Source organism: Segatella copri, from assembly GCF_009494395.1.
Taxonomy (GTDB): Bacteria; Bacteroidota; Bacteroidia; order Bacteroidales; family Bacteroidaceae; genus Prevotella.
Map to the genome: position 1 here is coordinate 117,195 of NZ_VZCB01000101.1, position 18,833 is coordinate 136,027.

The 18,833-nt window shown below is 46.4% G+C and carries 16 protein-coding genes; 2 read left to right on the forward strand and 14 right to left on the reverse strand.

Annotated features, from left to right (window positions below; genetic code table 11):
• Positions 1–276: 276 nt before the first annotated feature.
• The 8 genes from F7D73_RS15230 to F7D73_RS15265 form a co-directional block, all read right to left on the reverse strand.
• Positions 277–1,347 (reverse strand): DUF6371 domain-containing protein, encoded by a 1,071-nt coding sequence (locus tag F7D73_RS15230; RefSeq protein WP_153126079.1) that lies wholly within the window; start codon positions 1,345–1,347, stop codon positions 277–279.
• Positions 1,348–1,432: 85 nt separating this feature from the next.
• A complete protein-coding gene (locus tag F7D73_RS15235) occupies positions 1,433–2,827 on the reverse strand; it encodes a YfjI family protein (RefSeq protein WP_153117811.1) in 1,395 nt (464 codons plus the stop codon).
• A gap of 11 nt (positions 2,828–2,838) precedes the next feature.
• A complete protein-coding gene (locus F7D73_RS15240) occupies positions 2,839–3,207 on the reverse strand; it encodes a helix-turn-helix domain-containing protein (RefSeq protein WP_153126081.1) in 369 nt (122 codons plus the stop codon).
• A gap of 99 nt (positions 3,208–3,306) precedes the next feature.
• Positions 3,307–4,101 carry a hypothetical protein gene (locus tag F7D73_RS15245; RefSeq protein ID WP_153126083.1) on the reverse strand — a complete coding sequence of 265 codons (795 nt, stop codon included), beginning with the start codon at positions 4,099–4,101 and terminating at the stop codon, positions 3,307–3,309.
• A gap of 163 nt (positions 4,102–4,264) precedes the next feature.
• The gene (locus F7D73_RS15250; RefSeq protein WP_153126085.1) at positions 4,265–5,371 is read right to left on the reverse strand and encodes a site-specific integrase; all 1,107 of its coding nucleotides are present in this window, start codon (positions 5,369–5,371) and stop codon (positions 4,265–4,267) included.
• A gap of 124 nt (positions 5,372–5,495) precedes the next feature.
• Positions 5,496–6,428, reverse strand: coding sequence for a helix-turn-helix domain-containing protein (locus F7D73_RS15255; RefSeq protein WP_153126087.1), 933 nt, complete (start codon positions 6,426–6,428; stop codon positions 5,496–5,498).
• A gap of 311 nt (positions 6,429–6,739) precedes the next feature.
• A complete protein-coding gene (gene mnmE / locus F7D73_RS15260) occupies positions 6,740–8,140 on the reverse strand; it encodes a tRNA uridine-5-carboxymethylaminomethyl(34) synthesis GTPase MnmE (protein ID WP_153126089.1) in 1,401 nt (466 codons plus the stop codon).
• 11 nt (positions 8,141–8,151) lie between these two features.
• On the reverse strand, positions 8,152–9,024 hold the full coding sequence (locus F7D73_RS15265; protein ID WP_153126091.1) for a nucleoside phosphorylase: 873 nt from the start codon (positions 9,022–9,024) through the stop codon (positions 8,152–8,154).
• Between the two features lie 209 nt (positions 9,025–9,233).
• On the opposite strand from F7D73_RS15265, the gene F7D73_RS15270 reads away from it, so the two are divergent.
• A complete protein-coding gene (locus tag F7D73_RS15270) occupies positions 9,234–10,514 on the forward strand; it encodes a serpin family protein (RefSeq protein WP_228117767.1) in 1,281 nt (426 codons plus the stop codon).
• 104 nt (positions 10,515–10,618) lie between these two features.
• Here the strand turns inward: F7D73_RS15270 and F7D73_RS15275 are convergent, their stop codons facing one another.
• The 6 genes from F7D73_RS15275 to dnaN are packed head-to-tail and all read right to left on the reverse strand — an operon-like array spanning position 10,619 to position 18,121.
• The gene (locus F7D73_RS15275; protein WP_153126093.1) at positions 10,619–12,268 is read right to left on the reverse strand and encodes a tetratricopeptide repeat protein; all 1,650 of its coding nucleotides are present in this window, start codon (positions 12,266–12,268) and stop codon (positions 10,619–10,621) included.
• Between the two features lie 5 nt (positions 12,269–12,273).
• On the reverse strand, positions 12,274–13,941 hold the full coding sequence (recN, locus tag F7D73_RS15280) for a DNA repair protein RecN (RefSeq protein ID WP_153126095.1): 1,668 nt from the start codon (positions 13,939–13,941) through the stop codon (positions 12,274–12,276).
• 43 nt (positions 13,942–13,984) lie between these two features.
• Positions 13,985–14,887, reverse strand: coding sequence for a DUF4835 family protein (locus tag F7D73_RS15285; RefSeq protein WP_228117768.1), 903 nt, complete (start codon positions 14,885–14,887; stop codon positions 13,985–13,987).
• Positions 14,888–14,891: 4 nt separating this feature from the next.
• Positions 14,892–16,082 carry a bifunctional phosphopantothenoylcysteine decarboxylase/phosphopantothenate--cysteine ligase CoaBC gene (coaBC, locus tag F7D73_RS15290; RefSeq protein ID WP_153126097.1) on the reverse strand — a complete coding sequence of 397 codons (1,191 nt, stop codon included), beginning with the start codon at positions 16,080–16,082 and terminating at the stop codon, positions 14,892–14,894.
• Between the two features lie 4 nt (positions 16,083–16,086).
• Positions 16,087–16,950, reverse strand: a complete 864-nt coding sequence (locus tag F7D73_RS15295) for a 3'-5' exonuclease (RefSeq protein WP_153126099.1) — start codon at positions 16,948–16,950, stop codon at positions 16,087–16,089.
• A gap of 49 nt (positions 16,951–16,999) precedes the next feature.
• On the reverse strand, positions 17,000–18,121 hold the full coding sequence (gene dnaN / locus F7D73_RS15300) for a DNA polymerase III subunit beta (RefSeq protein ID WP_153126102.1): 1,122 nt from the start codon (positions 18,119–18,121) through the stop codon (positions 17,000–17,002).
• A gap of 197 nt (positions 18,122–18,318) precedes the next feature.
• Between dnaN and F7D73_RS15305 the strand changes: the two genes are divergently transcribed.
• Complete coding sequence (locus tag F7D73_RS15305) at positions 18,319–18,768, forward strand: DUF3127 domain-containing protein (RefSeq protein WP_153126105.1); 450 nt, start codon at positions 18,319–18,321, stop codon at positions 18,766–18,768.
• Positions 18,769–18,833: the final 65 nt, after the last annotated feature.

The window sequence follows — 18,833 nt, forward strand, 5'->3', positions numbered from 1 at the left end:
GTTAGAACGTTCTAACGTTTGTTCAAATGAATGATATACATATAAACATATATACAATACTTTCTGTCTGTATATCAATACGACAATGAATCAGTACATCAGTAAGTCACTCATCATCATATTTGCAAATCAATATTTACCGATAGGTTGATTCAGATACTCGACTTTGGAGAGGTATCTACCGATAGGCAAGTGCTTTCGAGAGTAACTCGAAAGGTTTTGAGTAACTCAAAACATAACTTGCTATCGTCAGATACCTCGATTTTTCAAATCATCTCAGAGTCTGAAACCACGTTGCCTTTTAGGAGTGCGGAAACGTGGTTGAGGCTCGTCAACAATTTCGAGTTTGAAGACATCTATCAACTTCCGAATGGCAGGATTCTGTTTGATGAGGGCTTGAAGTTTTGCTTCTGCAGGCTTTATTTTGAGCAAATAATCAGCAATGTCCAAGCCTTTAGCTTTATCTTCTTCGCAGGCTTGATGCTCTAAAAAGTCGAAAAGCGTTGCACGGATGCCGAGAACTTGCATCATTGGCAGCTTGTCTTGCCAAACTGTTGTCGCTCCCAAATCAGGGAATAAGATCACATCTCTGTTTTTCAGAACAGATAGCGACTTCGTGTTAAAGCAACCATTCTTACCACCACTTGCTATCCATAAAAATTGAGGAAGATAGTAGGAGGCTATCAAGGCTGTCTTCTCACTTTCAACCAATGCAATAGGCTTGGTCTTGTCTTTATTGATAAGATGTTCGCCAAAGAAGCATTGACAGAGATTGAAATCCTTGTGGGGGACAAGCGAGTGTACCCATGAAATATGGTTGTATGGTTCTTTTACTCGCTTACCTGTCTCGGGATAATAGAGCATTACCTTACCAGTTCTCACCTTACCTTGATTGTCAACTTGCCAAAATACCGTGGCACCTGTCCAGTGTTTGGAAGTTCCGACATGATATTTCTCCATCAAAGAAAGAGTAGCTGTTTCACCGAATTGAGAAGATAGAAACAAGAAAAGGTTGTTCGCCTCATAACATTTCTGAGAACTTCGCATGATGTTCTCGTCTATATAAGAAGTGGGTAATGGCTTCAGCATTTCTCTCTTCTTATATGAAATAGTCTCATCCTTTGTGAATGTCTCATTCTTCTCAGGATTCTTCTCAAAAAAATCCTTGGGAGTGAAGTGATAACCACAACTTTGCTCATGGTTGCAGCGACCCACGTAAGGAGGAAACTCAATCTTCCCTTCTGTGTCAATATATCGGGCGAAGCAACGTTTCTTATGACATTCTGGACATGTATGTCGGGTAGCGATGCCTTTGTATGGCTCTAATATGAATCTATGTGTACTCATTTCATTTCTTTTTTATGTGGCGGTTCTGTCGGTTTTGTCGCTTTTAGTATTAAAACCGCCAAAAGCGACAATTCCGACAATCCCGTCACGAGTTAATCTTTGAATATTCCCCATGCTTCTCTTTGCGAAATAGGACTCCGATGTTATCATTCAGAAATCTTTCCAATGTCCTTGACTTCATGTCGTTCTCTTTGGCGACATCATGAGCTTGGGCCGTGGTGAATGTTGCAGGAAGATGGTTGACGATTGCTTGTTGTTGAGCTGTAAGCATATTCTCGTTGAGGATATTTTGCACTGATATGGCAGAGTTCTTGAAATACTCTGTCAATCGGATGGCTCGCTCTACACTCAGCAGGTCGATGGCTTCCTTATCACATTCTCCACACGTCCATCGTGCCAATTGAATAATCAGACAGAAACGGATGATGTATATCTCCAACTTGCAATAGATGCTGACAATGGTATCATTTGTTTCATTGTCGCATTGCTCGGAGAAATGATGCTGCCATTCATAGAGCCTTGCCTTAGCTTCTTCAGTGAATGATAAGACATGAGGCTCGATTTCCTGTTGCTCATTTATTGGACACTCCATATCAATAAGTTGTTGAATGATGGCTTGCCAATCTCGCTCTATATTATCGGGCAACTCTCGGTCACTCCATCTCGCTTTCTGCTGAAGGTTAGGCATGACGAACAAAATGCGATCGATGAAGCCGTTGCTGGAGCGTTCGCCTTTCGCCAACTCACTAAGTATCTTCTTTTGGATGGTTCCGATTACTGAGATATAGGGACGTTTAATGAAAATGGAACTCTTGGAACTTCTTCTGTCTGATATGGTTGTCTTGGCGCTAAAGACTGATAGCCAGAACTGTTCCTCTGAACCATTGTTATAGCGGTTGAAGTTCTTGAACCATGCAGACAACTCGTCTGTCCATAGGCACAAACCCCTCTTGTTCTGCGCATGAATATAGCTCAAGCCTTCTGGTGTGACATCAGAGACCAAGAAACGTTTGCGTATAGGTTCTTGCGGAAATCCATCCTCTCCATTTTCAATGCGTTCCTTGCGAGACATGCACATCTTTTCCTCAAACTTACTGTATTGCTCCTCAAACAACTTGTTTTGCTCATAGTCGTAATCGAGGAATGGCTTCATAGCGAAGCTAAGTGGGTGGCTCTTGTTGGCTCCTGGTCTTCCGATAAGAGCCATGTATAAGATAGGACTTTCAAGCCAACCTTGTTTCATCTGTGCCAAGTGCGTGTTGCCGATACCAACAGCCAATGCAGTGAGTATGGCTGCTGATATATAGTCGGTAGGAAAACTGTGGCATTCGTGTACCTCCTTGATGATTCTCTGAATCTTGGCAGGAAAGATGCTTACGGGAAACTGGCTTCCTGATAGGCGAGTACTCATATCAATAGCCTTATCCATGATAATCATTGGATTGATGGAAGTTTCCTTATTGTTATTTAAAGCTGTCATTTGGCATAGAGTTAAAAATTATACATTGACTTGGGTTTGCGCTTCATTCCACCTTGCAGGGCTTTTAGCATTTCAGAATGGTTCTGCACCTTGGTAGCTTTACGACCATTCTCAATCCATGCAAGCAGCTCATCCTTATAGAAGTATAGCTTCTTACCTTTTTTATAGGATGGCAGAATGCCTTGGTTAACCAATCGATAAATAGTTGGCTTCGACTTCATTATAATAATAGCAGCCTCATCAATCTCAACCAATATATGGTTATTTACTGATGATGTAGGTTGAAGTGCTGATACCATTTGCTTCAACTCGATAACTTGTTCTGTTAAATAAGATACCGCTTGTGGTAACTTATCAAAGGTGATACTTTCATTTATCATATCTGTTCATTTTTTATTATTCGGGTACAAAGTAAATGAGTTATATAATGGAGATAAATATCACTGAGATATAACCTCTGAATAACTGCTCAATGCTTATCAGCAACAATAATTTGTCTTGATTCCGTCTTGAATATCTAAGCTTGGTAGTAATTCTATGATGCAGGTACCTTCCATTCTTAACTTCCTTATAATAGTGGATATTTCCACATCAACCAGCGCATCAGCAAAAACTTGTTTTATAAAGGTTGCTGTATCAATGCCTTTCTTCTTGAAAAGGTTTCCTATATTCCAAGCATAATGCATTAAGTCAATAGTACGAATAGCCTTGTCAACAATCAATGAATGATGTCTCATGTGTGTAGAGGCACAACACTGGAAAATAGCGATGTTGTCACAAAGTTGGTTCAAATGCTCCTCTTTCATGTAGGCAGCAAAAGTTCTTCTGGTATAATCGATAGCTGAGTTTAACAAGACCTTTTCCTTTTTGGCTTTGTCTTCCAATGCTTCCTGTCTCAACTGTTCATAGCTTGTAATACAAGAAGAGGCTTCATCTGCATAGACGAAAGTTACATCTTCCAGGTTTAGCTCTTCCCCCTCGTCATATGTATTTGTTTCATTGATGGCAATAGAAGACAGACGCTTTCTTTCTGTATTGTTTACTGTATTACAAAAGATATGCTTAAACCATGGGGTAAGCAATCGTACGATACTATCTAATGCATGGAGATAAACAACCATCAGTATGGTGGTTGAGATAACGAACGTCAAGTTGCAGCTAAAGGTGTCTACACCATATTGCATAGCTTCGTTGCGAACAAGTGCACCAATGATAGACATTGCACACAAAACCAATAAATGCTGTGTCAAAAATTCTTTTTTAAACTGTTTCATATTGCGTATTATTAATCATTTGTGGCGCAAAAATAGGAAAAACTGCAGAAACTGACACGTGAGTCACGCGTGACTCACGTAAAACTTTTAGGAGCCTTTAACTAAAAAGCCCGATATTGAACATTTTTTCAATATCGGGCACCATGAAATGAATGCAATGGATTTATTTAAGAGAAATCTTATTTGCTGTCTCTCTTTTCTTTGCGTTCACGAGGTCAGCATATATCTGTGTTGTGCTTACATTCTTATGGGTAAGCATTTTTGAAACCGTGTAAATGTCTGTGCATAAGGCGATTTGGATTGTTGCATACGAGTGCCGGAAGCAATGGAATGAAAATGGCTTGGTGATTCCTGCCTTCTTCAACCATGCTTTAAGCGGATGGTTAATCATGCTGCGCTTCAATCCCTTAAACACGATACCCGTGCTTGGTTCACCACATAGTTCGTATGCCTCGTTGCTGATAGGCAAGGTTGCCTCGGTCTGAGTCTTCTGGGTACGAATACGCAAGCAATAGCCTTGGTCGGGAGCTATCTCGAAGTCTTCCCAACGCAATTTTAAGATGTCGCTGATTCGCAATCCTGTGAGGCAAGCAAAGAGGGAGGCAGACTTCAGTACAGGTATATCGCAAGGAGTAGCTGCCAACTGCTTTACTTCATCGAGGGTAAGAAACTCCTTCTTTACATCTTGTGGCTCAATCTTGTCCAGATAGTCATTGATGTTCTCACGAAGCCACTTGTCACGATAGGCGATTTTTAAGAGACCACGGAAAGTAGAGTAGTAACCTGCTGCAGAGTTGAGAGATACCTTTTGTTTTGTTCGATTCAACTGATTTGCATTCAGAAGATACTCTCTGAACTTTTTGCAAAGTTCCACTGTCACATCCCCAAATGTACAATGACCTTGAACAAATTTGAAGAAATGCTTGTAGACACATGTCCACTTGTCATCTTTCTTATGTGTCATCTTCTCAAAGTATGCCAAGAAATCAGCTTTCTGTCGTGTTTTGTCCAAAAAACCAAATTCTTCATTGATGAGTGATTGGGTTCTGATACAACGGATGGCCTCTGCTTTGTTGAGCATATCTGTATTAAACTCACGTTCCATCTCATTCTTTGGATGAGCATAGATATAGATACCTAAATATTCCCTGCGACTCATTTGCATAGTCTCAGGGTTGCGTACTGGTGGATAGAAATCCAAATAAAGAGAAATACGGTCGTTTTTAATCGCTCTTTGGCGAAGAGAAACTCTTGTACATGTATTTACCATGATGTTTACTTTTTATAATGTGATACTTATGTTTCATATATGATCCCATATTAAGAGATCTTTGAAATCGATTGCAAAATAATAGAGTTATGTAATGGGGTACAACTTAACCTTTTGATAACCGCTAAATAACCTTAGGCTTGCCGATAGCTTTCTCTAAATCTCGCTTGGAAATCTTGATATACTTGCCAATCTTCACCTTTTCAATAGCGTATTTCTTGATACGCTTATAAATCTGGTCCTGACTTAAACCATACAACTTCATGGCCTCCGGTATTGTATAATAAAGTTGGTCTTCTACGGATTCACCTTTTGCCAATTGTACATGACGCTTGGAATACAGAACATTGTTACCTTCCATTTTTCTTGGAATAGCATTGTGACTAACGAAACTATATACGGCCGTTTTCGTCATACAATATTTCTGTTGAATGTCCATAACAGTCATCCATTCACTGATGGTTGGATCTGGAGACAGGTGTGCAAAATAATCATCCACCTCTTTCTTGTTCCAATATACTCTTCCTTGTATGGATATTCTTGAAATCTTGACTTTCTTGACTATCTCATAGATGGCGGTCTCGTAAGTGTTGTGGACTTCTGCAATTTCCTTGGCAGAGTAATATTCTGGAACAGGTAGCTCTCGGTTTGCATGAACTGCTTCTTTTGAAGCACTTTTTTTTGTGGTGTATGGCAAACTATCAACAAGATAATCTATATCTCGCTTTCTGATTAAAGATAAACGAGAAGTAATCTTGGATGCTCGCAACTTACCACTATACACCATATTATATATGGTCTGTCTGCTTAGGCCCAAAAGTATAGCGACTTCTTGAATAGTGAGGTATTCTTTCACGAGGATTTCAGACATGGATTTCTCGGAAGCTTTTCGGTGGCTCATTGTCTCAGCCATCTTTACTTTCTCCTCACGTCTTGCTGCCTTATAGGCATAACTGTTGCATTGCTTGGAGCAATAACGAGTTGTGGATTTTGATGCATAGAAGCTCTTCCCACAATACTCGCAAATTTTTAGAATTCTTTCTTTGCTTGCTGTCATTTGTACGCTTTTTATACTTTTTTACTTAATTTATTGTAGAAAAAGTCGTCTGTCATTACTCCGTTTATTTTCAATAGTCTTATATCATCGTCCATCATTGTCCAAAACTCTCGGCAATCTTGCACTCATTTGCCAAAAATGGAGTCTCAAATTATTACTTTTGAAAAGTGGAGGTACAAGAGCGGTACAAAAAGGTGCTAAAAAAACCCTTACCATTGATTATAACCAATAGTAAGGCTAAAAAGAAAGGTGCTCATTTTGAGCACCTTAACTATCATTTGTTGTCGATATTAATCGTTGTTTATCACGACTTACTTTCCGATGCAGAAGTGCTTGAAGATATTGTTTAGCGTTTCCTGGCTACTTATCTGTCCGCCAGTGATTTCGCCCAATTCTTCCAAAACCATCTTCAAATCTTCGGCGATGATGTCGCCACTCATGTCCATTTCCATCGACTCCAATACTCGGGAGAGGGAATCATGGGCACGGAGTAGGGCTTCGTAGTGGCGGGCACTCGTTATGATGACGTCGTTCTCGGTAATCTCAGGAATATCAGCGGCTTTTACTAATGCCTGCTCCAGGGATGAAACGTTCTCGCCTGTGCGGGCACTGATGAAGAGTGAGGCTTCTGGTTCGCTGGAATCTGAGCCGCAGGAATGGGTGAACTTATCAAACGCAAGTTTATCATTCTCAAGTTTATCCATCTTATTAAATACCAGCAGCAGCTTCTTGCCCTGGTTCTTCTGCTTCATCTCTTCGATTTCTGAGGCTGACGGTTGCTCATCCAATAGCCAGATTACTATCTTCGCCTCTTCCATCTTCTGGAAAGTGCGCTCTATTCCGATGTTTTCTACCACATCATCCGTCTTGCGGATTCCGGCTGTGTCAATAAAGCGGAAGGTGATTCCGTCGATGAGGGTGGTGTCTTCGATTACATCTCGGGTGGTTCCGTGAATGTCGCTCACGATTGCCTTCTCTTCGTGGAGCAGACGGTTGAGCAGGGTGCTCTTGCCCACATTCGTCTTGCCTACGATGGCTACGGCTACTCCCTGCTTCAGGGCGTTGCCGGTTTCGAAGGAGTGGGCGAGGGTGGTAATCTTGTGATTGATTTCTTCGGCTAGAGCCTGGAGATCGCTGCGGTCGGCAAACTCCAGTTCTTCGTGGTCGCTGAAGTCGAGCTCCAATTCCAAGAGCGAAGTCATCTTTAATAATTTTTCGCGCAGCAGGGAGAGTTCGTTGCTGAAATGGCCCTTCAGTTGGCTGAGCGCCATCTTGTGGGTTGCCTTGTTGGTAGAGGCGATGAGATCAGCTACGGCTTCTGCCTGAGAGAGGTCCATCTTGCCGTTGAGATAGGCACGACGGGTGTATTCGCCCGGTTCTGCCTGGCGACATCCTACCTCCGTAAAGCGATGGAGAACCTGCTGAAGAATGTATCGGCTGCCGTGACAGGAAATCTCGGTGGAGTTCTCGCCTGTATAACTGTGGGGTGCACGGAACACGCTCACCAGTACATCATCGATGGTGTTGCCATCCTTATCCTTGATTTCGCCATAATGCAGGGTGTAGGGCTTGGCTTCTTCCAGGGATTTGCCGTTGGCAGACTGGAAGATTTTGTCGGTGATGGTAATGGCGTTAGAGCCACTGAGTCGGATGATTCCGATTGCACCGCCGGCTGGGGTTGCCAGGGCGCAGATACATTCTTCTTGATTCATTTTTTTATTGTTTAAATTCTATCTAATACAACCTTGATGAGATTGTCGATGGTGCTCTTATAGCCTGTGTTGGCGCTGAGGGCTCGACGGTTGGCGATGACCATGCAGCAGGTTAATGCCTTGTGACCGAGGAGGAGAGATAGACCGGTGAGGGCTGAACTCTCCATCTCGAAGTTATTGACACGCAGACCGTTATACTCGAAATTCTCAATCTTTGCGTTAAGCTCTGGGTCGGCAAGAGGGGCACGGAGTTCTCTGCCCTGAGGACCGTAGAAACCGCCGCAGGCGATGGTGATTCCACGAACCATGTCGTCGCCGGCAATCTGGTTGAGCAGCTCCGGGTCGTTGTCTACACAGTATGGATTTCCTATCTGGTCGTTCCACTTCACCTGGCGCTTGAACTCAGCCTCGGTCTCGAGGTCGCAAATTTCATTGCGGCGGGCATAGAAGTTAATGAGTCCGTCGAAACCGATGCTCTTCTGTGAAGCGACGAAGGTTCCGGCAGGACAGTTGAGCTGCAGGCCGCCGCAGGTTCCGATGCGCACGAGGGTGAGGGTGGTGTGCTCCGGTTTTTCGGTGCGGGTAGCGAAGTCGATGTTTTTCAGTGCATCCAGCTCGTTTACCACGATATCGATATTGTCGCATCCGATTCCGGTGCTCTGCACAGTGATTCTCTTGCCTTTATATGTACCGGTGATGGCGTGGAATTCGCGGCTTGCCACCTCGCATTCCTTCTCCTCAAAATGAGATGCTACGAGAGCTACACGACCTGGGTCGCCTACGAGAATTACTTTATCCGCCACCTGTTCCGGGCGTAAATGGAGGTGGAAGCAACTTCCATCTTCATTGATGATCAATTCTGATTCTGCAAAATATTTGCTCATAATTCCAATTGTTTTGATTGTTAGTAACTGTTTCTTTCCTTTATGTAAAATGCAAAGATAGTATTATTTTCTGGAATGTGCAAAGGTTTTTACGGTTTTTAAACAATTATTTTTGAGAAATATTAAGAAGAGTTAAAATAAAGAAGAGAGATGCAAGGATTTCCCGACTGCTGCATTTTACTAGCAGACGAAATTTAAAAGAAGAGATTATGAAAAAGAATAACATGATGAAGTCTGCCGTGCTGATGATGCTGGCAGCTATGGCTATCAACTCTTGCTCTACAAGCAAAAACGTGAATAAGGAAATCAAGGACGAGAACCAGGTGGCTCGCCCTGGCAAAGATATGGATATGGACGAACAATATCTGACTCTATCGGATGCTCAGCTCGACATCCTGCAGAAGAACAACAAGTTTGCCTTCAACCTCTTCCAGAAGGTTTCGGGAATGGATTCGAAGGTGGTTTCGCCTATGAGCGTTTCCTATCTCATGGGTATGTTGGCAAACGGTGCTGACGGTGAAACCCAGCAGGAAATCATGAAGGCGATTGGCTGCGACGGGGTGAGCGTGAAGGAACTGAACGAGCTTTATAAGTCGCTGATCATGAGTGCTGGAAAGTTGGATAAGCAGACCACTGTTAATATCGCCAACTACGTGGCTGTCAACAAGAAATATCAATTGGATGAAGATTTTGTCAAGGCTGTTTCTGACAATTATCAGGCAGGAATCGAGAGCCTCGACTTCAATTCACAGAAGTCGGCTGACCGCATCAACTCCTGGTGTGAGAAGCAGACAAAGGGAATGATTCCGAAGTTCATCGACCGCATGGAGCCTAGTGCTGTTTCCTATCTGCTGAACGCCATTTACTTCAAGGGCACCTGGATGAATGAGTTTGACAAGAAGAACACGAAGCTGGAGAATTTCCGTGGTTATACGCGCGATATTCAGAAGGTGGAGATGATGCATCAGAATGAGAAATTCGACTATTATGAGAATGAAACCTTCAAGGCGGTGCAGCTGCTCTACGGCAACGGAACCTACTGCATGACCGTCATGCTGCCTAACGAGGGCAAGAGCATCGACGACATGATGAAGGGAATGGATGCTGAAAAATTCATGACAATGATGGGGAATGTGGAGGAGTGCAAGGTAGATTTAAAGCTGCCTAAGTTTACCACAGAAATGGAATTGCCGCTCAACGATATCATCAGTCAGCTGGGTGCGCCATCTATCTTCAACCCATCGAAGGCAGATTTCAGCCGTTTCGCCAAGGGCGATTTCTTCGTGAGTCAGATGCTGCAGAAGGCAAAGATAGAGGTGAGCGAAAAGGGAACCGAGGCTGCTGCCGTTACCGGAGCCATCATGGTGGCATCCCTAGGGCCAAGAGAGGAGCGCAGTGTGGTTTTCCATGCTGACCGTCCGTTTGTCTATACGATTACCGACCAACAGACCGGCGCCATCCTCTTCATGGGACAGTTTACCGGAAAATAAAATAAGAAAATTACACGAGAAATAAATATAGTTGAAGGGGGAAAAGCTCATTTCTAAATCCAGAGCTTTTCCCCCATTTTCTTATTCTTTTCGTAAAAACTTGCTTACTTTTTTATCTTTTCCAGATATCCGGCAGCTCGCTTATCGCCCAGCTCTTCTGCCTTTTTCAGATTCTTGATGGCTTCTGCCTTCATGTTCTTCTCCTTATAGAGCAGACCGAGGAGGAGGTAGCCGTCAGCATATTCTGGGGCTAACTCAATGCAGCGGGATGCGGCACTGATTCCCTCATCATAACGCTTTACTCGCAAATCCAGACTTGCCCACTCGGCAAAGAAGGTTGGCTCCTTTGGCGCAAGATAGCAGGTTCGGGCAATGTCGAACAGCGCCGGCTGCCACATTCTCAGCTTGGTTTCGCACTGATAGCGGGCATAGAAGAAGGCTGGATCTACCGGGCGCGCAATGCTGTCGTACATGTTGAAGTCCTGAACGGCACGACGATACTGCCCCTTGTTTGCCAGATATTGACCACGAGCCAGATAGTATGGACCCGCCATGTTGGTGCGGGCTCCCACGCTGACGGCACTGTCGAGCAGCATTTCAATCTCAGTATCAGAAGCTTTCAGCCTTGTCTTTGCCTGCGCAGCCTCAAGATAGAGCTCACCGCTATTGATAGGAGTCTTGGTCAGGTCGAGGAAGATATTGGCTGCATCTGCATACTCGCCCTTGGTGAAGAGAATTCGTGCTTCCTGATGCTTGTAGACCGGCTGAGCCTTGATGGCGTAAGCCTGGCGAGCCTCGTCAAGCGCCTTGTCCAGTGTCCAGGCTGTATAAACGGAATCGCCCTTATAGATTATCTTCTGATAGATGATGTCAGAATAATCCGAATGAGCCTCGTCCTTGGCAGCAGACTTCTTAATGCCGGTTTCCATCATTCGGGCAGCCTCTTCATACTTGCTGTCGTTCACCAGGCCGAGCGCCTTTTCCTTATATCCGAAGGCAGATGTAGGGAATTTCTTGATGAATTCGTCAGCATACTTGTCATAATCCTGCATTTTCAGCTGACCCTTCTTCAGGGTCATCATGGTCATGGCTTCCTCCTCTGTATCAGGCAGGGCTGTGCGGATGGTAGTCTCTCTCAGGGCTGCATCGAGCGATGAAAGACCGGAAACTTTCAGCTGACTGGCGTAGTTGGCGTCAATCGCCGTGGTCTGACCGTTGCTGTGCATCAGTCCTATCACCTGTCCGTTCTTGTTGACGAAAGGACAGCCTACCGCATTCTCAGGAACTCCCGTAGAGAAGATGTAGTAGTTGTAGGATGTAAGGAATTTCTCTACACTCGTGATGCTTTCCTGCTGGAATGGCGACTTCTTGATAGAGTAGGGAACGAGCCACACTTTCTGTCCGGCTTCCGTCTCCTTTGCAGCGATGGTAGCCGCAGCCGTATTCGCCTTGATTCTGAATTTGGCAACATCATAAAGCTCATCAGCTCCCATGATGGCGTCAACTTCATACGATTTTCCCGTGGCGTCGACCACGCTGGCCTTGGTGGCTCCCACGAAAGGCTTGAAAGTACTGATGGCAGTACCCTTGTTATCAATAAACACTCCCTGTGTAGATGATATGATGGCGCCGTCCTTATTGAATGTAGTCAAGGTGAAGACGCTTTTGGCAACCTTCTGTACAGAGCCCGGTTGCGCAAGGACACTCGATGCTCCCAGCATCAGAGTCAAAATTATTATATTGATTCTTTTCATATCTATTATTTGGCATGTTTGTTTATCAGCTCCCTGGCATTAGCCAGCGCCGCCTGGCTGATGTCGCTTCCGCTGAGCATCTGGGCGATTTCTTCCACCCTCTGTTCAGGAGTCAGTTCCCGCATCTGCGAGATGGTTCCGGTCTGAGTTTCCTCCTTCATCACCTTATAATGATGGCTGCCCATGGCTGCTATCTGAGGCAGGTGGGTGATGGAGATGACCTGACGGTTCAGGTTGCCCATCTCGGTCATGATTTCTGCCATCTTCTCGGCAATCTTTCCGCTGACTCCCGTATCGATTTCGTCGAAGATGATGGTTGGCAGTTTGACAGCGCCGCTGATCATCGCCTTGAGCGAGAGCATCACGCGGGCTATTTCGCCACCGGACGCTACCTGGCTGATAGGCTGGAGAGGGGTGCTGCGGTTGGCGCTGAAGAGGAAGCTTACCTTGTCGGCACCGTCCCTGCTGAGCGGTTTCTCGGCAAATTCTATCTCGAACCGGACGTTAGGAATGCCGAGCGGGATGAGACGGTTCTTCATCTCCGTCTCGATTGCCTTGGCGGCTTTCTTGCGCAGATTCGTCAGCGCATAGGCTGCCGACAATGCCTTGAGCTGCTTGTCGGTTACTTCCTTCTGCATGAGCCTGATGTCCTCATCGCCATTGTCAATATGGTCCAGCTGCTGAGCCAGACGTTCGCGGGTTTCGATGAGTTCCTCTACGGTCTCAACATGGAATTTCTGCAGCAATGCGTTGAGCTTATCCAGTCGGGAATTGAGCTGTTCCAGGCGGGCTGGGTCGAAATCTATCCGGTCCAGGCTTCGGCTGATTTCCTGCGCAATGTCCTTCAGTTCGATGTAGCTGGAATCCAGGCGGTCGGAAAGTTCAGCCACTTCGGGGTAGACCTCCCTGATGTCGCTGATGCTGTTGCTGACATTGCGCAGCAGCTGCAGGATGCTTCCCTCATCGCCCGAAAGCGAATGGTCAGCTTCGTAGAGAGCTGATTTGATTTCTTCCGAATGGTTCAGGGTCGCTGATTCCTGCTCCAGTTGCTCAAGTTCGCCTGCTTCCAGATGCGCCTCGTCGAGTTCCTTATACTGGAATCGCATGAACTCCTCGTTCTCACGGTTTCTGTTGAGTTCCTGCTCCAGCCGTTCCAGCTCAGCCTGGGCTGAGCGGTATTGCTGATAGGCAGCCTGGTAGGTCTTGATCTGAGCTGCGTCCTTAGCCAGGATGTCTACCACGTTGAGCTGGAAATCTTCCTTCTGCAGCAGCAGGTTCTGATGCTGCGAATGAATGTCCACCAGCTGTTCGCCCAGTTCTCTCATCTTGGTCAGGGGAACCGGAGTGTCATTGATGAAAGCCCTGCTCTTGCCGGCACTGGTCAGTTCACGGCGGATGATGGTGTCTTCTGCATCAAAATCGATGTCGTTGTCGTCGAAGAAACCCTTCATGTCGTATCTGGAGAGGTCGAAATGAGCCTCAATCACGCAACGGTCCTTGCCCGACTTGATGGCCTTGCTGTCGGCACGGTTGCCCAGCAGCAGGCCGATGGCTCCGAGGATGATGCTTTTGCCTGCACCCGTTTCGCCAGTGATGACAGAAAAGCCTGGATGTAGTCTTATATCCAGTTCGTCTATGAGCGTAAAGTTTCTAATATACAGTTGCTTGAGCATAATTCATTAAATCTTTTTCTAACCCTGGCAGAAAGCCGGGGGCTTATTCCTTTATCTTGTCCCAGAAAGCGCTTTGAGACGGGTTGATGCTGAAGAGAAGTTCGTAGATGGCTTCCTTCTCCTTCTGGGTTCCATGACCCTTGTAGATGTTGGCAAGCTCATCCTTCTTGTAATCAGTCCATATCTGCGGTAGCAGACTGAGCGGACGGTTTTCCCTCGCCTTCCGGAGAAGGGTGGTAAGAGCCGTAGTAATCTCGCCCCGGCCTCGTTCCACGTTGCTTGCCATCTCGTCCAGCCCCTTGCGGTAATAATCATACTGCAGCTGGCGGTAGGGTTCCATGGCACCGTCCAGATAATCGGAGATGATGGCAAAGCGGTTCTTGGAATCGGCAAATGCCTTCCATCCCGGATAATCGAGGTTCTGGGCGTTGTTGGCAAGGTTCATGCATCTTTGAAGCACATCTTCGCCACCCTTGGGCGCAAACGTGTCGAGGTCAAGACCTATGATGAGATAGGCATAATAGGCGCAGAGAGCCGTCAGCTGATTGTCTATCTGCTGCTCGTTGAACTCCAGCTGGTCGAACTCGGCAAACTTGAACGTGAAGTTCTGGTCCACATTATTATATATGGTGGTGGTGTAGGCCGAATTATAGACCGGTCGGTTAGCCTGGATAAGCGCCTTGCATGTAAACATGTTTGCATCTTTATCATACTTGCTTACCGTAATGTTGAAATTACAGACGATGCGCTCTTTCCTGGCAAACTGCAGATGGGTCCATTGGCGGTCGTTGAGAAACTGCTCCAGAGTCTGCTGCAGGTTTTCGAAGACGCTCTTGTCCGTGCCCGAAATCTGGGCGTGGTTGATCGTGACCTTGGCCTGGAGCTCCTGCGCAGAAACTGTCTGTACGGTACAGAACAGAATCCATACCATACAGACAGCTTTCATCCACTTACAGGATTTTTGCCAATTCGTTGATGATGTCTTTTGCCACCTCAGTCTTTGGTTTCTTCTCATATTCTTTCTTGCCCTTTTCTGAGATAATCGTTATCTGATTGTCGTCCGTGCGGAATGTGGTTCCCGGATTGCGGGTGGAGTTGAGCACGATGAAGTCGGCATTCTTCTTCTGTCTCTTCTTCTGTGCGTTGGCTTCCTCGTCGTTGGTTTCCAGGGCGAAAGCCACAATTCGCTGGTTCTTCTGCTTCATCTGTCCCAGGGCAGCAGCAATATCGTGCGTAGGCACGAGGCGCAATTCCAGGTCGTCCTTTTCACGCTTGATTTTCCTGTCGGCAACGGCATTCGGCTTGAAGTCGGCAACGGCAGCACAGAGGATGGCTGCATCTGCCTGCTGGAAAGCCAGGGTAGAGGCCTGATACATCTCTTCGCAGCTCTCCACATCGATGCGGTTGATTCCGGGACTGCACGAGAGCGCTACGGGACCGGCGATGAGGGTTACGTTGGCGCCACGGCGCAGACATTCCTCAGCCAGGGCGAACCCCATCTTGCCGGAAGAATAATTGCCGATGAAGCGCACCGGATCTATCTTCTCATAGGTGGGTCCGGCAGTAATCATCACGTTCTTGCCCTTCAGGTCTTCCTGCTCGCTGAAGAATCGTTCCAGATACTCCACGATGATGTCGGGTTCTTCCATGCGTCCCTTGCCTTCCAGTCCGCTGGCAAGAAATCCCACTTCCGGTTCTATGATATGATTGCCATAGCCCAGAAGGGTCTTCATGTTAGCCTGGGTGGATGGATGCTTGTACATGTCCAGGTCCATGGCTGGTGCAATGAAGACCGGCGCCTTCATGGAGAGGTAAGTGGTGATGAGCATGTTGTCGGCAATGCCGTGAGCCATCTTACCCATCGTAGAGGCGGTGCAGGGAGCAATGAGCATGGCGTCTGCCCAGAGTCCGAGGTCAACATGAGAGTTCCATGTTCCGTCGCGCTGCGAGAAGAACTCGCTCACCACGGGCTTATGGGTGAGGGCAGAGAGGGTGATGGGAGTGATGAACTCCTTGCCGGCTGGCGTGATGACCACCTGCACCTCAGCGCCTTTCTTGATGAGCCCGCGGATGATGAGACAGGACTTATAGGCTGCAATGGAGCCCGTAATGCCCAGTACTATTTTCTTTCCTTTCAACATTCTCCTATTTCCCCATACGCTTATTGTATTCACGGAGGCGAATACGGGTAAGTACCTGCTTGGTATTGTTGGTAAAGTCGCTGCCCAGAACCCATGTGAAGTAGCCTGGGTCGCGGGTCAGGATTTCGCCAACGTCCCAGCCTTTGTATTTGCCGAAGTTGAAGACCTCATGCTTCAGAGGCTCGCCCTTCTCATTGGTCATTACATTGCCGTCAGCATCCTTCACTTCCTGCCATACGATGCGGCCAGCAAAGTCTACATTGTCGTTCTGCTTGGAGAAGGCAGCCAGCTCGTCCATGTCGTTGTTGAGCACGCGCTCCGGTTCGTCCTGAACGCCTGGAGCATATTTGTCGAGCTCAGCCATCAGCACGCGGTAGGTGGCTTCTGTATCCTGGTCAGCTCTATGAGCCTCGAAATCTTCTTCCATCTTTCTTCCGCAGAAGAACTTGTAGGCTGCTGCCAGGTTTCTGCGCTCCATCTTCATGAAGATGGTCTGAGCGTCGATGAGGCGGCACTTGCTGAAGTCGAAGTCGATTCCGGCACGGAGGAATTCCTCAGCGAGCATCGGAATATCGAAATGGTTGGAATTGTAGCCGGCAAAGTCGCAGCCGGTAAACTCCTTGTCAAGTGTGGCAGCCAGCTGCTTGAAGGTAGGAGCGTCCTTGACGTCTTCGTTGCTGATGCCTGTGAGGGCTATGACCTCTGCAGGAATCTCCTTCTCCGGATTGACGAAGAGGTTCTTTCTTGTCTCTGTTCCGTCCGGACTTACCTTGATGTATGATATCTGAATGATTCTGTCCTTCACCATGTCCAGACCTGTTGTTTCAAGGTCGAACACGATTAAAGGCTTCTTTAAGTTGAGTTTCATTTTTCTATTAAAAATATTTGTCTGACGATTCAGTTAAGCCTGCTGCTCCTTAGTCATTCAGGAGCATAGGCATGATGAGCATGAGGACATCCTCGTTTTCAGTCTGCTCTGCAGGAACGATGATTCCGGCACGGCTAGGGTCAGCGAGCTGGAGGATGATGTTGTCGCCACTGATATTGCTGAGCACTTCGTTCAGGCTGCTGCCCTTGAAACCGATGTTGATTGGCGAACCCACATACTCGCATGACATCTGCTCGCGGGCTGATGTAGAGAAGTCCATATCCTCAGAAGAAACCTCCATTCTGCCTGGTTCGATGCTGAAACGAACCAGCTGGCTGCTCTCGCTGGCGAAAGGCATTACGCGGCGCAAGGCGCTGATGAGAGCCCTGCGGTCTACGGTTACCTCGTTAGGATTATTAGGAATCACGGAGTTGTAGTTAGGATAGCGACCGTCAATGAGTCTGCATCTCATCTCGCCGTCAGCGAAAAGGATTTCGGCACTGCGGTCATCAAACTTGATTTCCACGTCATCGCTGTCTCTTGTCAGGATAGCCTTGAGCAGGGAAGCTGGCTTCTTAGGAAGGATGAACGAAGCTGGAGTCTCGCTCTTGATGGTGTAGTTTCTGTTGCGCACCAGCTTATGGCCGTCGCTGGCAACGATGGCGAGAGCATCGGCAGTGAGGTCAAAATAAATACCGTTCATTACAGGGCGCAATTCATCGTTTGCCGTAGCGAAGAGAGAACGTGAGATGTTGTCAATCAGCACGTTTGTAGGAAGGGCGATGAAATGAGAAGCCTCGTTCATGCTCTGTGTGCGAGGGTAATCTTCCGCATTCTGACCGGTGAAGTTGTAAAGACCGTTCTGGTAAACGATTTTGATAGCAAAGGTCTCCGTGTCAACATCAAAGTTGAGAGGCTGCTCAGGCAATTCCTTGAGCGCATCGAGGATAACTCTGTTAGGGACGCAGAATTCGCCTTCGCCGTCATTGTCTGCCAATTCGATGGTGCTCTTGATGATATTGTCACTATCACTGGCAGTAACTGTCATTTCACCATTTGCTACCTGGAAAAGGAAACAACCAAGGATAGGCAAGGAATTCTTGCTGCTGATTACCTTGGCTAGCATGTTGAGCTTGTTGCTCAATGCAGAACTTGAAACTGTAAATCTCATGAGTATTTATTTTAAATTAATTTTTTATTTTTCTTATTCACCTATTTAATTTAGCATAATCGCTTAATTGAGCACAAAAATACAAAAAATATTGTTCATACACAAAAATAATTGGATAAAAGTTTGAGTTTTAGAACTATTTTTAGTAATTTCGCAGTCAGAATCGTTTGAATCTATAAAAACTTTAAAATATTAATATGGAATTACAAGGAAAGGTTATTGCCGTTTTACCAGAAAGAAGCGGCGTATCAGCAAGAGGTGAGTGGAAGGCTCAGTCTTATGTTATCGAAACTCACGAAGCATATCCTAAGAAGTTGTGCTTTGATGTTTTTGGCGCAGACCGTATGGCTCAGTTCAATATTCAGAGTGGTGAAGAGATTTTGGTTTCCTTCGATATTGATGCTCACGAGTATCAGGGTCGTTGGTTCAACAGTATCCGCGCATGGAACGTGCAGCGCGTAGATCCTAACGCTGTTGGTGCAATGGGTGGAATGCAGCCTGGTGCTTCAGCATTCCCTCCTATGGGTGCAGCTCCTGCTCAGCCAGCTCCTGCAGCTGCTCCTGCAGCAGGTGCTACTGCTCCATTCCCTCCAGCTCAGCCAGCAGCTCCTGCAGCAGGTGGAAGCGCTGACGATCTTCCATTCTAAGCTGAAATACAGCATTGGAAAACAGTTGAGGGTGTGTCATCATCTTGTTGATGGCACACCCTCAT